We start from the raw sequence: 18869 nt of genomic DNA on the forward strand, positions 1-18869 counted from the left end.
AACTACGAGGCTGGCCTCAAGACCGTCGTGCCCGAGTACAACCTGCTGTTCAACGCCTCGGCGTACTACTACCGCTACTCGAACCTGCAGTCGTCGGTGCTCAACCCGAATTACTCCGGTTCCGGCGTGCCGTTCTACATGGTGCAGACCTCCGACCAGCATGCGCATGGCATCGATCTGGAAGCGCAATGGCAGCCGACGGCCAACCTGCGGTTGAACGTCACCAGCGAGTACATCGATGCCACCTATGTGCATGGCACGTCGACCTCGGGCGTAGTGCTGGATGGGCAGCCCACCGGCGAGCCGCTGTTCTCGATGACGGCCGGGTTTGATTACACCTGGCACGGCGTCTACCGCGGCGATCTGGAGCTCAACATGCAGTACGCGTATCGCGGCCACACGCGCTGCAATGCCGATTCCGAATTCCAGGGCAATTGCTTTGCCACGACGGCGTTCAAGATCGGCACGTCGCAGCAGCGCACCGATGGGCGGCTGGATTGGCATACGCCGGATCAGCGCTGGGGTGTCGGCGTATACGTGAACAACATGTTCAACAAGCGCTACGTGCTGGGCATTGGCAACGACAGCACGAATGATTTTGGGACGCCGTATGCGACCATTACACCGCCGCGTACGTTTGGGGTGGAAATGCGAGCGAGGTTTTGAAATGCCATGAATAAACCTGACCGCCTGGATCTCTCCGTCGAACTCCAACACCTGCGCACCGTGCAGGCACGCGATCCATTGCCGGATTGGCAAACGCGTGCACGCCGCCTGCGCGCTTTGGAGGCCGTGATAAACCAGCACCGCGATGAAATCGCCGCCGCGATCCAGGCGGATTTCGGCTGCCGTCCGCGCGAAGAAACCGACTTGCTGGAAGTGTTCCCCAGCCTGTCGGCGATCCGCCACGCACTACGTCACGGCCGGCGCTGGATGAAACCTAAGCGAGCCATGGCGAGCATGGCGTTTCTGCCAGCTAGCACCGCGCTGCATCCGCAACCCCTGGGTGTGGTGGGCATCATCGTGCCGTGGAACTATCCGTTGTTTCTTGCCGCCGGACCGTTGGTGGATGCGCTGGCGGCGGGCAATCGTGCGATGGTGAAGATGAGCGAATACACGCCGCGCTTCTCGCAATTGTTCGCCGAACTGGTCGCGCAGCATTTCCAACCCGACGAAGTGATCGTGGTCAACGGCGATGCGTCCGTAGGACAAGCCTTTGCAGCGCTTCCATTCGATCACCTGCTGTTTACCGGTTCGACCTCCGTCGGCCATCACGTCATGCGCGCCGCCTCGGCGAACCTTACGCCGGTCACGCTGGAACTGGGTGGCAAGTCACCGGCCATTCTCGGCCCCGGCGCGCGTTTCGAGCATGCCGTGGAGCGCATCTTGCTCGGCAAGTTGGTCAATGCCGGACAGACCTGCATCGCACCCGACTATGTGCTGTTGCCGCGCGCGGATGTCACGCGTTTTGCCTCCGTCGCGCGCGAGGCCACGGCGCGGCTGTATCCGGATTTCGCCAACAGCCGGCAATACGCCAGCATCGCCACGGACCGGCACTATCAGCGCCTGGTTGAACTACGCGATGGCGCAGTGCGCGCCGGTGCACGCAGTGAGAGTTTGAGCGACACGACGGATCGTGCGGAGCAACGACTGCTTACGCCAACGCTGCTGACCGACGTACGTGATGACATGCCGGTGATGCAGGAAGAAATCTTCGGCCCGCTGCTGCCGCTGGTGCCTTACGACACGCTCGATGAAGCGATCGACTATGTATCGCGTCATCCGCGTCCGCTGGCCTTGTATCTGTTTGAGCAAGACCAGACGCGCATCGACCAGGTGCTTACCCGCACGCATGCCGGCGGCGTCACGCTCAACGACACGCTCTACCACATTGCGCAGCATGGCCTGCCGTTCGGCGGCGTGGGGCCGTCGGGCATGGGTGGTTATCACGGTGAAGCAGGATTCCGCACGTTCTCGCATATGAAGCCGGTGTTCCGGCAAGCGCGGTTCAACGGTGTGGGCTTGTTCAATCCGCCGTATGGGAAGCGGTTCCGGCAGTTACTGGAAATTCTTTTGCGTAGGGGCTGAGCGCGCACTCGGCCATTAAAAAACCTCCTCGCTTGCGCGAGGAGGTTTTTGGATCATCCAGCTCAACCCATCAGAACTTGTAAACCGCCGACAGCGCAAACAGATTGCCTGCATCGTCAAACGAGCCCGTGAGCGTATCGTCGGTGGCGCTCGTCACGCCATTGATCGCAGCGCGGTTCACGAAGATGTGCGCGTACGAGGCATTGATCGTGAAGTGATCGGTTGCCTTGTAGCCCAGACCCACGGACAACAGCTTGCGTGTCTCATCCGGCACGCGTGGCTCGCGGGTAGCTGCGTAGGTCGGGGTTTTGTCGTAACCGATACCGGAGCGCAGGGTCAGCTTGTCGGTGAGGTAGTAATCACCACCGAACGCGAAGTACCAAGAGTTATGCCAGTTGAACACCTGCGTGCTGCTGGGCTGCGACGGGTTACCGTAGTTCACCGTGAGGTTCTTGAACACGTCCCACTCGGTCCAGGACAGGTCGGCGCCGAAACCGAATTTGTCCTCTTGATGCCAGTAGCTGGCGGTCGCCACGGCTGGCGTCGTGAAGTCGGCCGTGCCGGTGGTGTGCTGGAACGGCAATTGGCTGGTGTTCAAGCCGAGCACGGGCGCAAGCTGCCCGATCAGGGTCGACACGTTCTGCGGCACGTTGAAGTTGGCGGTGCCTTGCAGTCGGTGTTTGATCTTAGAGCGATAGTTGAAGGAGAAGCGATCCTGCGGATCGAGCTTCCAGTACGCACCGACCTGCCAGCCCCAGGCCCAACTGCTGCCGGTAATGCGTGCCAGGCCATCCGTTCCCGGAGGAATCAGTCCATACACAACGGTCGGCGGCAAGTTCAGCGAAGTGCCCGGTCCGGCCAAACCGAGACCGACGCTGGAGAAGTTGATCGCGTTGGTCAGCGTGGCGCTGGTGCGCTGTGCGATGGCGCTGGCGCCGAGGCTGAAAGTGTCGGTGACATCGAACGAGGCGGACATGGTGCCGTCCAGCGACTCGAACTTGGAGTAGATCGAGTTGTAGCGGCCCACCCAATTGTTGTCGTACTCGGTCTTGAAACCGAACGGTACGGTGACGGAAGCACCTACGTGCCAGCGGTCGGACACCTGGGTGGTGAAGAAGAACGAAGGTACCGGCATGGTGGTGCCGCCATCGCCGCCATTGCTGCCGCCGATCGAATTGCCCAGCACATCATGAGCGGTGCCGGTGAAGTTGGCGCTGAAGTTGATGGCGGTAACGTCGGCCTGGAAATAGGTGCCCTTCAGATCGCTCATCGCGGCCGGAGCATTGGCCACCACGGAAACGTCGCCACCGGCGGTCGCCGAGCCGGCATAGGCACGGCCCATGGCTTGCGCAGTGTCTTCCTTCAGCTGGAAGGAACTGGCGTGGGCTTGATGGGGCGCCGCCAGCGCACCGGCAACGGCCAAGCCCAGTGCGGTCAGGGCAAACGAACGGCCACCGCGGGCGGTGTTACGAAAGAACGTGTGCATCACATGCTCCTGCTTTTCTTTTGGTTACTCGCCGAGAGGTCGAACACACCCCTGCGGCTCGGGTCGTAGCGGGGCCTGAGCGGACTAAATTCATACGCGCGTTTGATACCCCTGGCCGGAACTCTGCCCACTCGATGCAAGCTGTGCAAGTGCGGTTGCAGCATCGAGAACGGGTGATCCTGGGTATGTCCCGGCGGAAAGCTAGCCTCTCTTTTTCTTCCAGGCGACCTGCTATCGCACCCACTACGTTTGCCGCTCGCCCCCGCTCCAACCCTTCGCATTTCAGTGACGACGATACTCACTGGTACTGATAACCTTCGGCCCCCCCTACGACTTTCCGCAGGCATAGCCATGCATTGCTTCGTCTACGCCAGCCAGCGCAAGGCCGATACCTATCTATGGTTGGAGCGCAGGGACAACTTCGACGTGCTGCCGGCATCGCTGGCGCTGTTGCTGGGTGATCTGCGCTTCGTGCTCGAAGTGGAGCTGCATCCGGACCGGCGCCTGCCGCACGAAGATGTCGATGTGGTGATGCAGCACCTGCGCACGCAAGGCTGGCATCTGCAACTGCCGCCGCAGGATACGCTGTCTGTGCCTACGTCCACGCATGATCTGCCGCACGCCCCCAAAGGCGAGGAGGAATGACCGTCGCAGCGATGGCTGTTAACGACTGATTACCGTCTGACACGCTACTGGTTCCTATACTCCCCCGCATGCCACCTATCAAATCGCGTCACCCCTCCTCCGCGCTCATCTCACTCGCCTGGTTCCTGCCTGGGCTGCTGATGGCCGGCGTCGCCGCTTTCGACGCGCACCCGCTTGCGCTTATTCCGCTGCTGCTGGCCAATACCTTGACCATGGCGGCGGTGTGCCACGCGATCGGCTTCGATCCGGAGCCGGATTTTTTCCGCACCGTCATGCGGCGGGGCGCGGCGCATCTGGCGATGTTCACGTGCTACGTCGCATTGGTGTTTTTGCTGATCGCCTGGCCGATGCTGCGCCTCAGCCAGCATCCCACGCTGGGTGCCAGCCTCTTGCTCGCAGCGGCGCTGGTGGTGGCGTTGATGGCGCTGTGGCGCCTGTGGCCGGCTTTTGCGCTGGTATATGTGTGGGACGACGCGTATCCCGCGCACGGCCAGGGCGAAGGCTCCTGGCTGTTTACGGCCACCGCACGCAGCGTGGCCTTCGGCCGCCACCTGTCGCGCGAAGAGCATTTTTTCAGCCATTTTCTGCCCAGCGCGCTGGCGTTATTGATGCTGTCGTTTTCGGCGATCGCGCTGAGCGGCCTGTACGGCGTGCTGCCATCGGAAATGCGCACCGCCGCACTGGTGCTCTATGCCGTGCTGCTGATGCCGCTGGGATGCCTGATCATCGCCAACCGCACCTTGCGCGTCATGCTGTGCGAAAGCCGCCGTCCGCGCCGGCAGGAACAGGCCAACGAACGAGCCGAACCGGTCATCGCAGTGGCACCGCAGCTGAGCGAGCAGGAACGGACCGCCGGCACGCCTGAACAAGCTCAGGCACTGCTGGCCGCCGCACGCAGCGGAGACGTCGCGCGTGCGCTCGCGCTGGTGGAAGCCGGCGCTGATGCGAATACCGTTCCCGCGACGAACGATCGCGATCAACGCCCAGTACTGATGCTGGCCGCACTGCTGCCGGACACCCGCCTGTTGCGCGCGTTGATCGCCAAGGGCGCCGATGTGAATCGCGCCAGCGGCGGCCTCACGCCGCTGCTCGCCGCTACACGTGACAGCTGGCACGGCCGGGCGGATGCAGTCATGACGCTGCTCACTAACGGCGCCAATCCACTTACCACCGATACCGACGGCAACACGCCGCTGCATGGCGCTGTGCTCAGCGGCGAGCCGACGGTTGCGGCGATGCTGCTGGATGCCGGTGCGATGATCGATGCGCTCAACAAGAGCGGGGGTAGCCCACTGTCGATCGCCTGTCGCGCTGCCAACTGGCCGCTGGTGAAATTTCTGCTCGAACGCGGCGCCAAGAGCACCATCCTCCATGGCGAGCCGGCGCTGGTCGCCGCTGCGGGTATTGCTGATGACGATATCGCCGGCGTGAAGCTGCTGCTCAAGCATCGTGTGGCTGTGAATGCGTTGGATGCACGCCAACGCAGCGCCCTGATGGCCGCCGCCGCCGAAGGACACGAACAGATCGCGCGCACACTCTGCGCCGCAAACGCCGACGTAAACCTGGCCGATCAGCATGGCAGCACCGCACTGATGGAGGCCGCGCGTGCCGGCGCAGTCGGCGTGGTGGCTTTGCTGGCCGACGCGCAGGCGGATGCGCGCGCGCGCGACCAACATGGCCGCGATGCGCTGACGCTCGCCTGCCAATCGCCTAGCGCGCAAGTCGAAACAGTGCGCGCATTGCTCGCACTCGGTGCCGAACCGAAAGCGCCGGGCGGTGATGGCCGCAGCGCACTTGATCACGCCGCCGCCAGCGGTCGCTGGGATCTGGTCGCCCTGCTTGATCCCGATACACCGCTGCCGGCCAGCCTCGATATCGAGGCAATTTCCGAAGGCGCCGACACACCCGCGCATCTCCTCGATGCACTGCGCTTCGGCCACTGGGCCATCGTTTCCAGTTTCACCCTGCGCGTGCGCGATTGGTCGCAGGCGCAACTCGCGCAGCTGTATCTGGAATTGACTGAACCAGGTTTGCGCCCCGCGCGCCGCTGGCTGCTCGATCGCGGATTGCAGGCCGAAGCGCGCTTGCAACCGCAGTTGGTCGATGAGCTGGATAGCGAGCAGCCCACGTTGCCGCCGCTCGGCCGTCGGTTGTTCGACGCGCTGCTATCGCTGCTGCCGGAAAGCGCCGAGGCCATCGAAGATCTGCTCGATGCCGGTGCCAGTCCTGCCGGCACCGGCTTGCTGGCCCAAACGCTCAACCGCCTGCAGCACACATCTTTGCTGCCGCTTGCGCTGCTCGAAGGTGGCTCCGACCCGTTCGGCGTGGACGAACGCGAGCGCACGCCGCTGCACCTGGCCACCGCCAATGGTCAACTTGCTGTATTGCAAGCGCTGCTTGCGCGCGGTTGCGATCCGAATACCCGTGACAGCAGCGGACGCACACCGCTGTTCGCTGCATTGGAGCATGGCGCCAACGCACTGCCGCTGGTGCGTGCGCTGGCCGCACATGGCGCGGATGCGGAAGCGATGGATGCGAACGGCGAAACGCCGCTTGGCTTGGCACTGGAACATCCGGAACTGGAACGCTGGCTCGATTGGAACGGCTGGCAACGCCCGCGCCGTCCGCTGCGCGCAGATGACCTGATCCACGCAGCAACGCTTGGCGCGGACACCGCGGTGCGCCGTTTGCTGGAACTGGGCTTTGTAGTGGATACGCGCGACAAGCAGGGTGCCACGGCGTTGCTGCATGCCTGCGGGGCCGGCCATCGCGAAGTCGCTATGACGTTGATCGACGCGGGCGCGGATATCAGTGCCACCGCCGACAACGGCATGACGCCGCTGGCCGCGGCCGTTGCAGCCCGGCGCGAAGCGCTGGTGGCACTCCTGCTCGAACACGGCGCCGCCGTGGACCAACGTTTGCCGAATGACGCCACGGCGCTGATGATCGCCGCCGTGCAAGGCTATCCGGAAATTGCCGAGCAATTGCTCGACGCAGGTGCCGACGCGAACGCGGTCGATGCGCGTGGACATAGTGCGCTGCATGCTGCTTCGCAATTTGGTTTCGAACAGAACGACAGCCTGCGCGCACGGCGTCTGTTCGACGTGCTGCTCAAGCGCAAAGCCGATCCCAATCTTGCCGATGGCGAAGGTAAAACGGCGCTGCTGCTTTTACTCGGTGCGCATCTGCGCCCCGGCAGCGCCTGCGATCCCACGCATATCGGCGCGCTGCTGCCCGTGCTGCTCGATGCGGGTGCACGTATCGAACACGCCGATCAGCGCGGCGTTACCGCTCTGCATGCCTGCGCCATGCACGCGCTGCTACCGCCCGCCCGCGTGTTGCTGGCGCGTGGCGCGGATCGCAACGCGGCGGATGCCTTCGGCCGCACGGCAGCGGATGTTGCGCGGCATTTGGGCCTGATCGACATCGCGCACGAACTGGCCGCGCGCCATAGTGTGATCCCCAGTGTGCGGCAGACCTTGCGGCAGCCGGCGCAACCCGACTGATCCACTTCGGCATGTAGGCTGGGATTGTCATCCCAGCCTACGGCAGCCGTGCAAACTCCACGGGTTCTGCAGCGCTCGTACGAGCCGGCAACGATCGCCACGCTTCGATCACCTCTTCCGGCGCGATCGCATCGACGCGCGTACGGACAGGTGGTCCACCCAATACGTGGACGGCTTCAGGCGTGCCGCTGCGCGGTCGCCAATGACTGACCGATCCGTTGCCGAACATCACCACCAGCGGACATCCCATGGCAGCCGCGAGATGTGCCGGCCCCGTATCCACGGAAATCATGCTGTGTGCCATCGCCAGCACCGCTTTCAGCCGTGACAATGGCAGTTCCTTGGCGACGACTTCCACGCCGGGTTGCGCCATGGCTGTGCGAATGCTCTCCAGATAAGCGCTCTCCTCCGGTGATCCACACAGCAGGATGCGCGCCTGCGGCAGAAGCGCACGCAACGCCGTGCCGATACGCACCCAGTGTTCGATCGGCCAGGATTTATCGTCATCGCTGGCCTTGCGCACGCCGTTCCAGCGCATCGTGCGCTTGTTCGCCGGTTGCAGCAGCACTAGCGGATGCCCGGCAAGTCCACGCTGCGCAAGCCACTGGTCGCATTCAGCACGATCCTTCGCACTGACAGCGAATGCGGGTACCGCACTGGTGACGCATGACACGCTCGCAAAGCGGTCGCTAAAGGCGGCCGGCGTGCTGTCAGCCAGTTCCAGCAAGTGTTCGATCCAGTGGCTACCGGGCGCCAGCGGAATATCGTTGAGAAAAACGCAGTGGTTGCTGGGAATACTCGCCAGCTTCAGCAGCAAGCGGATGCGCTCCAGCGAACGCGGCTGCGGTTCGCATACGTACACCGGCACGTGCCGCATGCGCCGCAGCGCGCGAAGCACGAGCCATTGCTGCGGGCTCAACAGAAACGACCGATGGCGCGATTGCAGCGCGATCACTTCCGCCACGTCAGGGTGGTCGTGGTAGAGATCCACCGCATAGCTGCCGGTTGCCAACAGTGTGCACGCCTGCCCATAACGCGCGTGCAGGCGGCGCAGCAACGGCTGCAACAGCAACGTATCGCCGAGGCGGCCGTAGCGGATGACGAGTGGGTGAAAAAGTGTCGGCATGGGAAGCGGTATGCGCTCGTCAACGGTTCACATCAGGCAAGCATGCTTGCCGACTGCTTACAGGAAACTTACCGCATTTTCTTGCTGTAACACGCAGCGCGAAATGCGATGCGTGTTCTTACCCGACGAAGATAAAAATCGCGTGACGATCTACGCCGCGACTCACGCCTTCCCGGATTCAGGCTGCTCGTCATCCGCCACCAACGGCGTATCCTCGTCCGGCCCTTTGTCCGGCGGCGGCGCGATTTCGGCATCCGCTTCGAACAACTTGTTGAGATCCTCAATGGCTTCGCGAGTGGTTTGCACCAGCTTGGCTTCGTCGTCGTAGACCAGGTATTGCACCTTGAGCAGCTCGGCATCTTTGTGGCGAAAACGCTCCACCTCGTCCGTGGCTTCTTCCGCACTGAGGCCGAGCGCTTCGAGTGTCTTTCGGCTCATCTTGAGGCTGGAGAACAGCGTTTCGCGCACCGGCTCCTCGATGCCCAAATCCATCAGTCGCCACACGTGCTGACGGTTGCGCGCGCGGGCAATGACTTTCAGATGCGGATATTGGCGACGCACCGTGCGCGCCACGCGCAAGCTAGATTCGGCATCGTCGGTGGCGAGCACGAACACCTCGGCCTTGTCGGCTTGCGCTGCGCGCAGCAGTTCCGGGCGCGCCGGGTCGCCGTAAAAAATATCGTTGTCGTTGCCGAAGCGGTGCACCATGTCTAGCTGTTCGACCGAATGGTCCAGCGCCACGAAAGGGATTTTCCGCGTACGAAGAATGCGCGCAACGATCTGACCCATGCGGCCATAGCCGGCGATGATCACGCGCGGATGCTCGACCGTAATGGTATCGAAGGGGCGCTTGGGTTCGGCTTTCTTCTTTGCGCCGATCAGCTTGCCGATCGCCGCCACCAGCAACGGCGTCAGCCCCATCGACAACGTGATCGCCAGCACCAGCAAGGCACCCTGCTGTTCGCCGAGCAATCCTTGATCACTGGCCTGGCGCAGCACCACGAAGGCAAATTCACCACCGCTCGCCAGCAGTACGGCAAGGCGCAAGGCATCCATGCGATGCAGACGACCCACCGTGAGCCCGAGTGGCCATAGCAACAAGCCCTTTACCAGCAGCAGACCAAACGTCAGTCCCAGCACCAACAGTGGCGATTGCAGCAACAAGTCGATCCGCATCGACATGCCGACGCTGATAAAGAACAAGCCAAGTAATAAGCCCTTGAAGGGCTCGATGTTCGATTCCAGCTCGTGACGGTATTCCGAATCGGCCAACAGCACGCCCGCCAGGAACGCGCCGAGTGTCACCGATACGTTGAATTCTTCCATCAACAGCGCAGTACCCATTACCACCAGCAACGCGGTCGCGGTCGAGACCTCCACCGAATCGGCGCGTGCCACGAAGCGGAACAGTGGCCGCAACAGATAGCGCCCGCCGATCACCACTGCCACGATCACCGCAACGGTACGCAGTGCGGCGAGCGGATCGATACCCTGATGCGAAGACGAGGCCAGCAAAGGGATGGCCGCGATCAGCGGTATCGCCGCCAGATCCTGGAACAACAGAATCGCGAACGATTGGCGACCATAAGCGGACGACGCCTCCTTGCGCTCAGTCAGGATCTGCAGACCGAACGCGGTGGAGGACAGCGCGAGACTGCCGCCAACGATGGCCGCAGCGCTGGGCGCCAAACCAAATCCAAGGTGGGCGATCGCGCCAAGCACGACGCTGGTCCCCAGCACCTGCAGCAGCCCGGCGCCGAACACCGCATGCCGCATCACCCACAGGCGCTGTGGCGAAAGCTCCAGGCCGATCACGAACAACATCAGCACTACGCCGAACTCGGAGATGTCGCTGGCACCGCTGGGATCGGCGATCAAACGCAATTCGGCCGGGCCAATCACGACGCCCGCCAGCAAATAGCCAAGCACTGCCCCCAGCCGGAAGCGCTTGGCAATCGGCACGGCGATCACCGTGGCCAACAGGAATATCACCGCTGTCTGCAGAAAATGATGACTGCCCACGCCTATTTCGCCTGCAAGTTTCTGCGATCGATTATTTCACGCGCGGACGGCGTATAGCGCAAATACACGGCTGACGGGCCTGTGTTGGGCGTGCGATGATCCGGCTCCATGAAACGGATCACATGTCTGCTCGTTCTGTTCGCGCTGCTGTTGGCGTCGTCTGCCTATGCACAATCGGGCATTCCGATCTATGGCTACAAAGTGGTGCATACCTATCCGCATGACACCAGCGCGTACACGGAAGGCCTGTTCTACCTCGACGGTTATCTCTACGAGAGCACCGGCACGGAAGGCCAGTCGACCATTCGCAAGGTGGATCTCGCCACCGGCAAGGTGCTGCAAAAGGTCGAGCTGCCGCCGCCGGATTACGGCGAGGGCATCGTGGCTTGGAAAAACAAGCTGGTCCAGCTCACCTGGCAATCGCAACGCGGCTACGTGTACGACCTGCACAGCTTCAAGCGGCTTAGTTCGTTTACCTACCCCGGCGAGGGCTGGGCACTCACCACGGACGGCCGCCGCATCTACATGAGCGACGGCACTGCCACCATCCGCGTGCTCGATCCGGAAACGCTTAAGCAAGTCGACAAAATCGACGTCACCGCGATGGGTGAGCCGTTGATCAATCTCAACGAGCTGGAATGGGTGAAAGGGCAGATCTATGCCAACGTGTGGCTGACCCACAACATCGTGCAGATCGATCCTGCCAACGGCAAAGTGGTCGGCGTGATCAATCTCACCGGACTGGCTCCAGACCCGCAGACACTCAGCGATCCCGGCAACGATGTGCTCAACGGTATTGCCTACGACGCGAAACACGATCGGCTGTTCGTGACCGGCAAGCGGTGGCCGTCGATTTATGAGATCACGTTGACGCCACCTTCCGGCCAATAAGCCGTGCAGGTTGAGGTACAAACCCAAACATCGTTGTCTCTGTGTAGATATGGCAATGTTGGGGTTTGCACCCCAACCTAGGTGGTCTGCAAGCGCTGTAAAACCAGCTCGGCCAAGCGCGCCACCACGGGTGCTAGTTCGGCCTCACTGCGATAGAGCGCAAGACCCAGCTTGGGTAGCGCAGGCAGGTTCGCCACCGACGCGTCCAAAGTGCGCACATCATTCGGTAGGCCAAGCGGTGTACGCACGCTGATGCCCAACCCCGCTTTCACGGCTGCCCAAGTTCCCGCCAAGCTCGCACTGGTGAATGCAATGCGCCACGCGAGACCGGCTCGATCCAGTGCATCGATAGCCGCTGTGCGCATCAGGCATGGCGCATCCAACATGACCAGCGGTACCGGTTCACCAGGCTCGTAGGGAAGCTGTCCGGTATCCGTACCAACCCAACACATCGGCAAGATTTGGACATGCTGGCCATATGGCGGGCGCGGCTCGGTTTCCCAAGCGAGCGCGAGATCCAGTCGGCCCGATTCCAGCGACTGCATCAGCACGGTGTTGCGCGCGATATGTACTTCCACGCGCAGCTTGGGGTGAGCACGCTTGAAGCGCCCCAGCACTTCGGGAAGCAGGCTTTCACCGAAATCCTCCTGCAAGCCCAGTCGCACGCGCCCTTCCAGCTGCACGCCATGCACAGCGGTAGCCGCTTCATCGTTGAGTTCCAGCAGCCTGCGCGCATAGCCAAGCATCACTTCGCCCGCCTCGGTCAGCGCCATGCCCCGCCCTGCCTTGCGCAGTAGCGGCGTGCCGGCCTGGTCTTCCAACTTCTTGAGCTGGGCGCTGACTGCCGAGGTGGAACGACCCAGCCGGCCGGCAGCCTTCGCAAAGCTGCCCAGCTCGATGCCGGTGACAAAGCTGCGCATGACGTCCAGATCGAAATGGATACGGCTCATAGATCATCCTGTTTTTCGGGATTATCAATTCACAATTTCCCGATTTTCAGAATCATGCTGAGCCGATACGCTGATGCCGTCAAGCCTCGCCGCGGAGCGATTCACCATGCTGACCATGCAGTACCGCATCACCCTTCCCGCTGATTACGACATGGCGATCATCCGCAAGCGCATCGCCGACCGCGGCCATCTCACCGATGATTTGCCACAGCTTGCGTTCAAGGCCTATCTCTACGCCGATCGCCAAGCGCCGTATGCCACCGGACGCGAGAATCGCTACGCACCGTTCTACCTTTGGCATGACACGCAGGGGATGAACGATTTTCTCGGCGGCGCGGGCTTTGCCGGCGTGATTGCATCGTTCGGCCGACCCGTCGTACGCACATGGTCGATGTGGCACACGGAAGCGGTGCCGGACCTGTCCATCGCCACGCATGCAAGCTGCGAAACCGTATCGATTTCCGACTACACCGCGCTAGGCACGGTACGCGACACCGAGCACGCAAACGCTCGCGCCGACCTCGATCGCGGCGCCATCGCCGCGATCAGCGCGTTCGATCCGACCAGCTGGACAGCCATGCGCTTTCGGTTATGGCGTGATATGGCTGGCCTTTCCGGCGAAAACGTGGACATTTACCAAGTCGGGCACATCTCTCAACCTTCTGCAAAGCACTAGTCCTCCGAGGAGAATCCCCCATGCCTCTCGTTCGCATCGCTTTACGCCGCGGCAAATCCCCTGCGTACATCGCCGCGCTTCGCAACGGCATCTACAACGCCATGCGCGAAAGCTTCAACGTGCCGGAAAACGATCGCTTCATCCTGGTCAGTCAGCATGATGCGGAGGAATTCGACTACGACCCCAACTATCTCGGTATCGCACGCAGCGATGATCTGGTGATCGTGCAGATTGCTTGCAACAACACGCGTACGGTGGAGCAGAAGCAGGCGTTCTATCGCAGCGTGGCAGAAAAGCTGACGGCCGATCCAGGCTTACGACCGGAGGACGTGTTTATCAATTTGCTGGAAACAGCGAAGGAGAATTGGTCGTTTGGAAACGGGATTGCTCAATACGTGTGATCGCAATTCCCAAGCTACCTCACCGTCATCCAGGCGAAGCCGGGATGACGCATGCTTCAATCAAAGCACGTCAGAAAACAAAGCTATTCGCGCAACCAGCGCGCCGCATCAATCGCGTAATACGTAAGAATCGCATCCGCCCCCGCACGCTTGAACGCCGTTAACGTTTCGAGCACCACCGCGCGCTCGTTCAACCAGCCGTTCTGCGCGGCGGCTTTCAACATCGCGTATTCGCCGCTTACCTGATACACGAACGTCGGCACGCCGAAAGCGTCTTTCACACGACGCAACACGTCGAGATACGGCAAGCCTGGCTTGACCATGACGGCATCGGCGCCTTCGGCGATATCCAGTTCCACCTCACGCAGCGCTTCATCGCTGTTGGCGATGTCCATCTGATACGTGTGCTTATTGCCCTTGCCGAGATTCGCGGCAGAACCGACCGCATCGCGGAACGGACCGTAGAACGACGAAGCATACTTGGCCGAATACGCAAGAATGCGCGTATGAATGTGGCCGGCCTTTTCCAGCGCATCACGAATCGCGCCAATACGGCCGTCCATCATGTCGGAAGGCGCGACGAAATCCATGCCCGCCTCGGCCTGCGCCAGCGACATCTTGATCAGCGCTTCCACGGTGGGTTCGTTCATCACGTAGCCATGCTCGTCGATCAGGCCATCCTGGCCGTGCGTGGTGTACGGATCGAGCGCCACGTCGCCGATCAAACCAAGCTCCGGATATTTCGCCTTCAACGCGCGCGTGGCACGCTGCATCAAGCCCTGCGGATTCCATGCTTCGGCCGCGTCTTCGCTTTTCGCCGAAGCATCCGGCGACGGAAACAGCGCCAGCGCCGGAATACCGAGGCGCACGCATTCGCCTGCCAAATCCAGCAACCCATCGATCGACAGGCGCTCCACGCCCGGCATCGACGGCACCGCCTCACGCTTGCCTTCCCCTTCGATCACGAAGGCCACCATGATCAGATCAGTGGGCAACAGGGTGTGCTCGCGCATCAGCGAGCGGGAGAAAGCATCGCGACGCATGCGGCGCATGCGAACGGAGGGGAAGTTCATGGAGAAAAATCTCTTGCGAAACCGTCGCATAGTCTAACGCCGCAGACGCGCCGGCGCTTGGACAGAACGCCGCGTTCAAGACTCAATACGTGAGATGCGTTGATTCAAGAATACGCACCTTAGTTAAACGTCGATTCGCACATACGCGAGTTCGACACATTCCGTGTGCCATCTTTGGTGGCGCTGTCCCCTCACATTCAAGGAGCTGCGTCATGATTCAGCAGGCCAAGCGCCCATCGCACTGGACCACGCCCGAAAGCATGAAGTATCTGGGCCCGCACGATGGCACCGAGCCGATCGATGTGACCGTTGTATTGCGCCGCCGTTCGGATGCGGCGCCAACGCCTGCGCAATGGCCGCATGCACCGCGTCTGACGCGTGCCGAATTCGGCAATCAGCACGGCGCCAATCCGACCGATGTGGAAAACCTGCGCGGTTTTGCGCGCCAGCATGGACTCACTGAAACCGGCTGCGACCTGCAGCGCCGTGTGTTGCATCTGCGTGGCGCACCTGCTGCGTTGGAACAGGCATTCGGCGTGACGCTGGGGAAATACCAGATGGACCATTGCCAGTTCGTCGGCTGCGGTCACGCACCTACGCTGCCGCCAGAGGCGATCGCCGTGCTGGGCCTGGATCAACGGCCGGTGGCTCAGCCGCATTTCCGCAAGCCGTTGGCACAAACGAGCTCCTCGTACACACCGCCTCAGTTAGGACAGCTCTACAACTTTCCCGCCGGCACTGACGGCACCGGGCAAACCATCGCCATCATTGAGCTGGGCGGCGGCTATACCAGCAGCGATCTCAGCCAATATTTTTCCAGCCTTGGTATCAGCAACCCGCCGAAGGTGGTGGCCGTTTCCGTCGCGGGCGGGCAAAACCAGCCAGGCGGCGGCGATGCTGATATCGAAGTGGGGCTGGATATCGAAGTAGCCGGCGCACTGGCACCTGGCGCCACCATCGCGGTGTATTTCTCGCCAAACACTGACCAGGGTTTTTACGAAGCGATTTCGCAGGCTGCGCACGACACCACTTATAAGCCATCGGTGATGTCGATCAGCTGGGGTGGCCCCGAGGACAATTGGAGCAGCCAATCGCGCACCGCCATGGAAACCGCCTTGCAGGATGCGGCGGCGCTCGGCGTGACCGTCGTTTCCGCGGCCGGCGATAACGGCTCCAGCGACGGCGTGAGCGACGGAAAAGTGCACGTCGATTTTCCAGCTTCCAGCCCATATTCGCTGGCCTGCGGCGGCACCACGCTGGTCGCCAATGGCCAGACGATTCAGAGCGAGGTGGTGTGGAACGACACCGCCAGCAACGAAGGCGCCACTGGCGGCGGCGTGAGCATCGAATACCCGCTGCCGACCTGGCAGCAGACCGCCAATGTGCCCACCACGGCAAGCGGCAGCACCGGGCGCGGCGTGCCCGACGTGGCCGGCAATGCCGATCCTGCAACGGGTTATCAGATCCTGGTCGGTGGCCAGGCGCAGGTGATCGGCGGCACCAGCGCGGTGGCGCCGCTATGGGCAGCGTTGATCGCACGCTTCAACCAGAAACTGACCAAGCCAGTGGGCGATGTACACGCGGCGATCTATCAGATCGGCGTATCTGCGTTTCGCGATATCACGCAAGGCAATAACGGCGCATATCAAGCAGGCCCAGGCTGGGATGCCTGCACAGGGCTTGGCAGTCCAAACGGGCAAGCGTTGCTGGATGCGTTGTCGGCACAGAAAAGCTGATAACCAAAGCCCCTCTCCCACTGGGAGAGGGGCAACCTTATGTCTCTTCGATGCTGGACGAATACGGCAACAACGGGCAGTCTTGTAAGGCTCGTTACCTCGGATTCCCCATGGATCGCTCCATCGCCTCCCCCACCCTGCTTGCCGACCTTGGCGGTACCAACGTCCGTTTCGCCCTGGCCGACGCTGCATCCGCCGATCCGCTGCTGCTGGACAGCGTGCGGCGCTACCGTGTGAAGGATTTCGATACGCTGGCCGACACCATCCGCCAGTACTTCGCCGACACGGGCCACATCGCCACGCAGGCGATCATCGCCGCCGCCGGGCGCATCGCCAACGGCGAAACGGTGCAGATCACCAATAATCCCTGGGCGGTTTCCGCGCATGGCCTGCAGGCGGAACTGGGCTTTGAGCGTGTGCGCCTGGTGAACGATTTCGCCGCTCAGGGCATGTCCATTCCGTTGCTGCACAGAGATCAACTGCAAGCGGTCGGCAATGTGTTGCCACCAGAGCACGATCACAAGTCCACGCAGACCTTCGTCGTGATGGGTCCGGGTACCGGCCTTGGCGTGGCCGGTCTGCTGTATCGCCACGGCCACTGGATCGTGCTGGAAACCGAAGGCGGTCATTCCGGTTTCGCCGCACACACCGCCGAGGATGTGGAAATACTGCATCGTCTCAACGCCCGCTTCGGGCGCGTGTCGAACGAGCGCATGATTTGCGGCAATGGCTTGGTGAATCTCTATCTGGCGCTCGCCGACATCGCCGGGCAACCCGCGCAGGAATACACACCTGAAGACATCACCGCGCGCGCCACCGATAGCAGCGACGCGTTGTGCGTGCGTACGGTGGAGACGCTGGCCGGCATTTTCGGCAGCGTGGCCGGTGACCTAGTGCTGAGCCTCGGCGGCTGGGATGGCGTCTATCTCACCGGCGGCGTGCTGAAGATTCTGATGCCGTGGCTGCAACACGGTGGCTTCCGCGAACGCTTCGAAGCCAAGGGCCGCTTCCGCGACACGATGGAACGCGTGCCGACCATCGCTATCACGCATCCCGAACCGGGCTTGCTCGGCGCTGCGGCGTTGGCGGTGCTGGAGTCAGGAAGGTCACTGCGACAACATTCAGACTGAAGGCGATTCATATTGGGAAGGACTCCATGAGCGACGTATTTGAAAAACCAATGAATAATCGGCAGCTACGTGCGGCTGTCGAAGCGCTGCGTTCCAAATTGCGCCTGGCCCAAATGAGTTTGCCCGTGCTCATGCTCGGCCTCTTTCTTGGCTTGGAATTTTCTGATGGCCCGTTAGCTGGCTCTGCGCCTGATTGGATTCCATGGGTCATTCGGGCTACCGGCGTGCTGACAGCGCTTGCCATGCTCCTGCCCCTGTTGCGATCAAAATGTCCAAAATGCAACGGCCGCTATTGCGAGCTATCCGCCATTTTCAACAAACTCAATAACCCTCCACCGTGCGTGTCTTGTGGTTTCGACGCGGACAAGCACATTCCCCGTTACGGTTGACACGCACACCATGCCTCGCTCCAACACCGCTTTTTTGTTTGACCTCGACGGCACGCTGATCGACAGCGTCTATCAACACGTGCTGGCGTGGAAGGAAGCGCTGGACGAAGAAGGCGTGGTGCTGCCGGTGTGGAGCATCCATCGCAAGATCGGCATGAGCGGCGGCCTGTTCACCAACATCCTGCTGCGTGAAACCGGCCTGGATATCACGCCGGAGCGCATCGAGCGTCTGCAGCAGCGGCACGCGGAAGCCTTCAATCGCCACCACACGCAGGGCTCGGTGCGACCCTTGCCTGGCGCGCGGGAGTTGCTGGAATTCCTCACCGAAGAAAAGATTCCGTGGGCGATCGCCACCAGCGGCCGCATGCGCACCGCTGCGCACAATCTCGCTGCCCTCGGTGTTGATCCGAATGAGGTGCCGGTGGTGACGCGCGACATGGTGCGTCATGCCAAACCCGATCCGGATTTATTCATCGCCGCTGCCGAGCGGCTGGGCGTGGACATCCATCGCTCGCTGGTGATCGGCGACAGCATCTGGGACATGCTCGCCGCACAGCGTGCGCGTGCGTTGGGCGTGGGCTTGCTTTCGGGCGGCTATGGCCAGGACGAACTGCAGCGTTCCGGCGCGTTCCGCGTGTACGACGATCCGGCTGACCTTCTCAAGCATGTCGATGAAGTAGCCGCGCGCGACTAAGAGCCGCTAAGCGTCGAAGTACGGCGACAGCATCGCCGCGCCGCGCGCGATTCGTC

General features: G+C 62.0%; 15 protein-coding genes and 1 pseudogene. 11 read left to right on the plus strand and 5 right to left on the minus strand.

Annotated features, from left to right (window positions below):
* Positions 1 to 666: pseudogene (locus QQJ86_RS08965) on the plus strand (TonB-dependent receptor); the annotation flags it as partial.
* Positions 667 to 672: 6 nt separating this feature from the next.
* Complete coding sequence (locus QQJ86_RS08970) at positions 673 to 2088, plus strand: coniferyl aldehyde dehydrogenase (RefSeq protein WP_284320593.1); 1416 nt, start codon at positions 673 to 675, stop codon at positions 2086 to 2088.
* 70 nt (positions 2089 to 2158) lie between these two features.
* Here QQJ86_RS08970 and QQJ86_RS08975 read toward each other — a convergent pair whose 3' ends face one another.
* A complete protein-coding gene (locus QQJ86_RS08975; RefSeq protein WP_284320594.1) occupies positions 2159 to 3574 on the minus strand; it encodes an OmpP1/FadL family transporter in 1416 nt (471 codons plus the stop codon).
* Positions 3575 to 3925: 351 nt separating this feature from the next.
* Here QQJ86_RS08975 and QQJ86_RS08980 point away from each other — a divergent pair, with 351 nt between their 5' ends.
* Both QQJ86_RS08980 and QQJ86_RS08985 read left to right on the plus strand, forming a co-directional pair.
* On the plus strand, positions 3926 to 4219 hold the full coding sequence (locus QQJ86_RS08980; protein ID WP_284320595.1) for a YcgL domain-containing protein: 294 nt from the start codon (positions 3926 to 3928) through the stop codon (positions 4217 to 4219).
* 68 nt (positions 4220 to 4287) lie between these two features.
* Entirely contained in the window at positions 4288 to 7725 is a 3438-nt protein-coding gene (locus tag QQJ86_RS08985) for an ankyrin repeat domain-containing protein (protein ID WP_284320596.1), read from the plus strand.
* A gap of 37 nt (positions 7726 to 7762) precedes the next feature.
* Here the strand turns inward: QQJ86_RS08985 and QQJ86_RS08990 are convergent, their stop codons facing one another.
* Positions 7763 to 8851, minus strand: a complete 1089-nt coding sequence (locus QQJ86_RS08990; protein WP_284320597.1) for a glycosyltransferase family 9 protein — start codon at positions 8849 to 8851, stop codon at positions 7763 to 7765.
* Positions 8852 to 9013: 162 nt separating this feature from the next.
* Positions 9014 to 10873, minus strand: a complete 1860-nt coding sequence (locus QQJ86_RS08995; protein WP_284320598.1) for a monovalent cation:proton antiporter-2 (CPA2) family protein — start codon at positions 10871 to 10873, stop codon at positions 9014 to 9016.
* 108 nt (positions 10874 to 10981) lie between these two features.
* Between QQJ86_RS08995 and QQJ86_RS09000 the strand changes: the two genes are divergently transcribed.
* The gene (locus QQJ86_RS09000; RefSeq protein ID WP_284320599.1) at positions 10982 to 11764 is read left to right on the plus strand and encodes a glutaminyl-peptide cyclotransferase; all 783 of its coding nucleotides are present in this window, start codon (positions 10982 to 10984) and stop codon (positions 11762 to 11764) included.
* Positions 11765 to 11841: 77 nt separating this feature from the next.
* On the opposite strand, the gene QQJ86_RS09005 is transcribed toward QQJ86_RS09000, so the two are convergent.
* Positions 11842 to 12714 (minus strand): LysR substrate-binding domain-containing protein, encoded by an 873-nt coding sequence (locus QQJ86_RS09005; RefSeq protein WP_284320600.1) that lies wholly within the window; start codon positions 12712 to 12714, stop codon positions 11842 to 11844.
* Between the two features lie 73 nt (positions 12715 to 12787).
* On the opposite strand from QQJ86_RS09005, the gene QQJ86_RS09010 reads away from it, so the two are divergent.
* Both QQJ86_RS09010 and QQJ86_RS09015 read left to right on the plus strand, forming a co-directional pair.
* Positions 12788 to 13390 (plus strand): DUF4865 family protein, encoded by a 603-nt coding sequence (locus tag QQJ86_RS09010; protein ID WP_284320601.1) that lies wholly within the window; start codon positions 12788 to 12790, stop codon positions 13388 to 13390.
* Between the two features lie 20 nt (positions 13391 to 13410).
* Complete coding sequence (locus QQJ86_RS09015) at positions 13411 to 13791, plus strand: tautomerase family protein (protein WP_284320602.1); 381 nt, start codon at positions 13411 to 13413, stop codon at positions 13789 to 13791.
* A gap of 83 nt (positions 13792 to 13874) precedes the next feature.
* Here the strand turns inward: QQJ86_RS09015 and hemB are convergent, their stop codons facing one another.
* Positions 13875 to 14864, minus strand: coding sequence for a porphobilinogen synthase (gene hemB / locus QQJ86_RS09020; RefSeq protein ID WP_284320603.1), 990 nt, complete (start codon positions 14862 to 14864; stop codon positions 13875 to 13877).
* Between the two features lie 212 nt (positions 14865 to 15076).
* Between hemB and QQJ86_RS09025 the strand changes: the two genes are divergently transcribed.
* The 4 genes from QQJ86_RS09025 (at position 15077) to QQJ86_RS09040 (ending at position 18813) form a co-directional block, all read left to right on the plus strand.
* A complete protein-coding gene (locus QQJ86_RS09025) occupies positions 15077 to 16600 on the plus strand; it encodes a S53 family peptidase (protein ID WP_284320604.1) in 1524 nt (507 codons plus the stop codon).
* 110 nt (positions 16601 to 16710) lie between these two features.
* Positions 16711 to 17730, plus strand: coding sequence for a glucokinase (gene glk, locus QQJ86_RS09030; RefSeq protein ID WP_284320605.1), 1020 nt, complete (start codon positions 16711 to 16713; stop codon positions 17728 to 17730).
* Between the two features lie 26 nt (positions 17731 to 17756).
* Positions 17757 to 18119, plus strand: a complete 363-nt coding sequence (locus QQJ86_RS09035) for a hypothetical protein (protein WP_284320606.1) — start codon at positions 17757 to 17759, stop codon at positions 18117 to 18119.
* Positions 18120 to 18129: 10 nt separating this feature from the next.
* Positions 18130 to 18813: an HAD family hydrolase gene (locus QQJ86_RS09040; protein ID WP_284320607.1), complete on the plus strand. Its 684-nt coding sequence runs from the start codon at positions 18130 to 18132 to the stop codon at positions 18811 to 18813.
* The last annotated feature ends 56 nt before the right edge of the window (positions 18814 to 18869 follow it).

Source organism: Dyella acidisoli, from assembly GCF_030160295.1.
GTDB lineage: Bacteria > Pseudomonadota > Gammaproteobacteria > Xanthomonadales > Rhodanobacteraceae > Dyella_B > Dyella_B acidisoli.

Coding starts and splice junctions, on each gene's coding strand:
- QQJ86_RS08970 (WP_284320593.1), top strand. CDS start 673: ATGAATAAACCTGACCGCCTGGATCTCTCCGTCGAACTCCAACACCTG.
- QQJ86_RS08975 (WP_284320594.1), bottom strand. CDS start 3,574: ATGCACACGTTCTTTCGTAACACCGCCCGCGGTGGCCGTTCGTTTGCC.
- QQJ86_RS08980 (WP_284320595.1), top strand. CDS start 3,926: ATGCATTGCTTCGTCTACGCCAGCCAGCGCAAGGCCGATACCTATCTA.
- QQJ86_RS08985 (WP_284320596.1), top strand. CDS start 4,288: ATGCCACCTATCAAATCGCGTCACCCCTCCTCCGCGCTCATCTCACTC.
- QQJ86_RS08990 (WP_284320597.1), bottom strand. CDS start 8,851: ATGCCGACACTTTTTCACCCACTCGTCATCCGCTACGGCCGCCTCGGC.
- QQJ86_RS09000 (WP_284320599.1), top strand. CDS start 10,982: ATGAAACGGATCACATGTCTGCTCGTTCTGTTCGCGCTGCTGTTGGCG.
- QQJ86_RS09005 (WP_284320600.1), bottom strand. CDS start 12,714: ATGAGCCGTATCCATTTCGATCTGGACGTCATGCGCAGCTTTGTCACC.
- QQJ86_RS09010 (WP_284320601.1), top strand. CDS start 12,788: ATGCCGTCAAGCCTCGCCGCGGAGCGATTCACCATGCTGACCATGCAG.
- QQJ86_RS09015 (WP_284320602.1), top strand. CDS start 13,411: ATGCCTCTCGTTCGCATCGCTTTACGCCGCGGCAAATCCCCTGCGTAC.
- hemB (WP_284320603.1), bottom strand. CDS start 14,864: ATGAACTTCCCCTCCGTTCGCATGCGCCGCATGCGTCGCGATGCTTTC.
- QQJ86_RS09025 (WP_284320604.1), top strand. CDS start 15,077: ATGATTCAGCAGGCCAAGCGCCCATCGCACTGGACCACGCCCGAAAGC.
- glk (WP_284320605.1), top strand. CDS start 16,711: ATGGATCGCTCCATCGCCTCCCCCACCCTGCTTGCCGACCTTGGCGGT.
- QQJ86_RS09035 (WP_284320606.1), top strand. CDS start 17,757: ATGAGCGACGTATTTGAAAAACCAATGAATAATCGGCAGCTACGTGCG.
- QQJ86_RS09040 (WP_284320607.1), top strand. CDS start 18,130: ATGCCTCGCTCCAACACCGCTTTTTTGTTTGACCTCGACGGCACGCTG.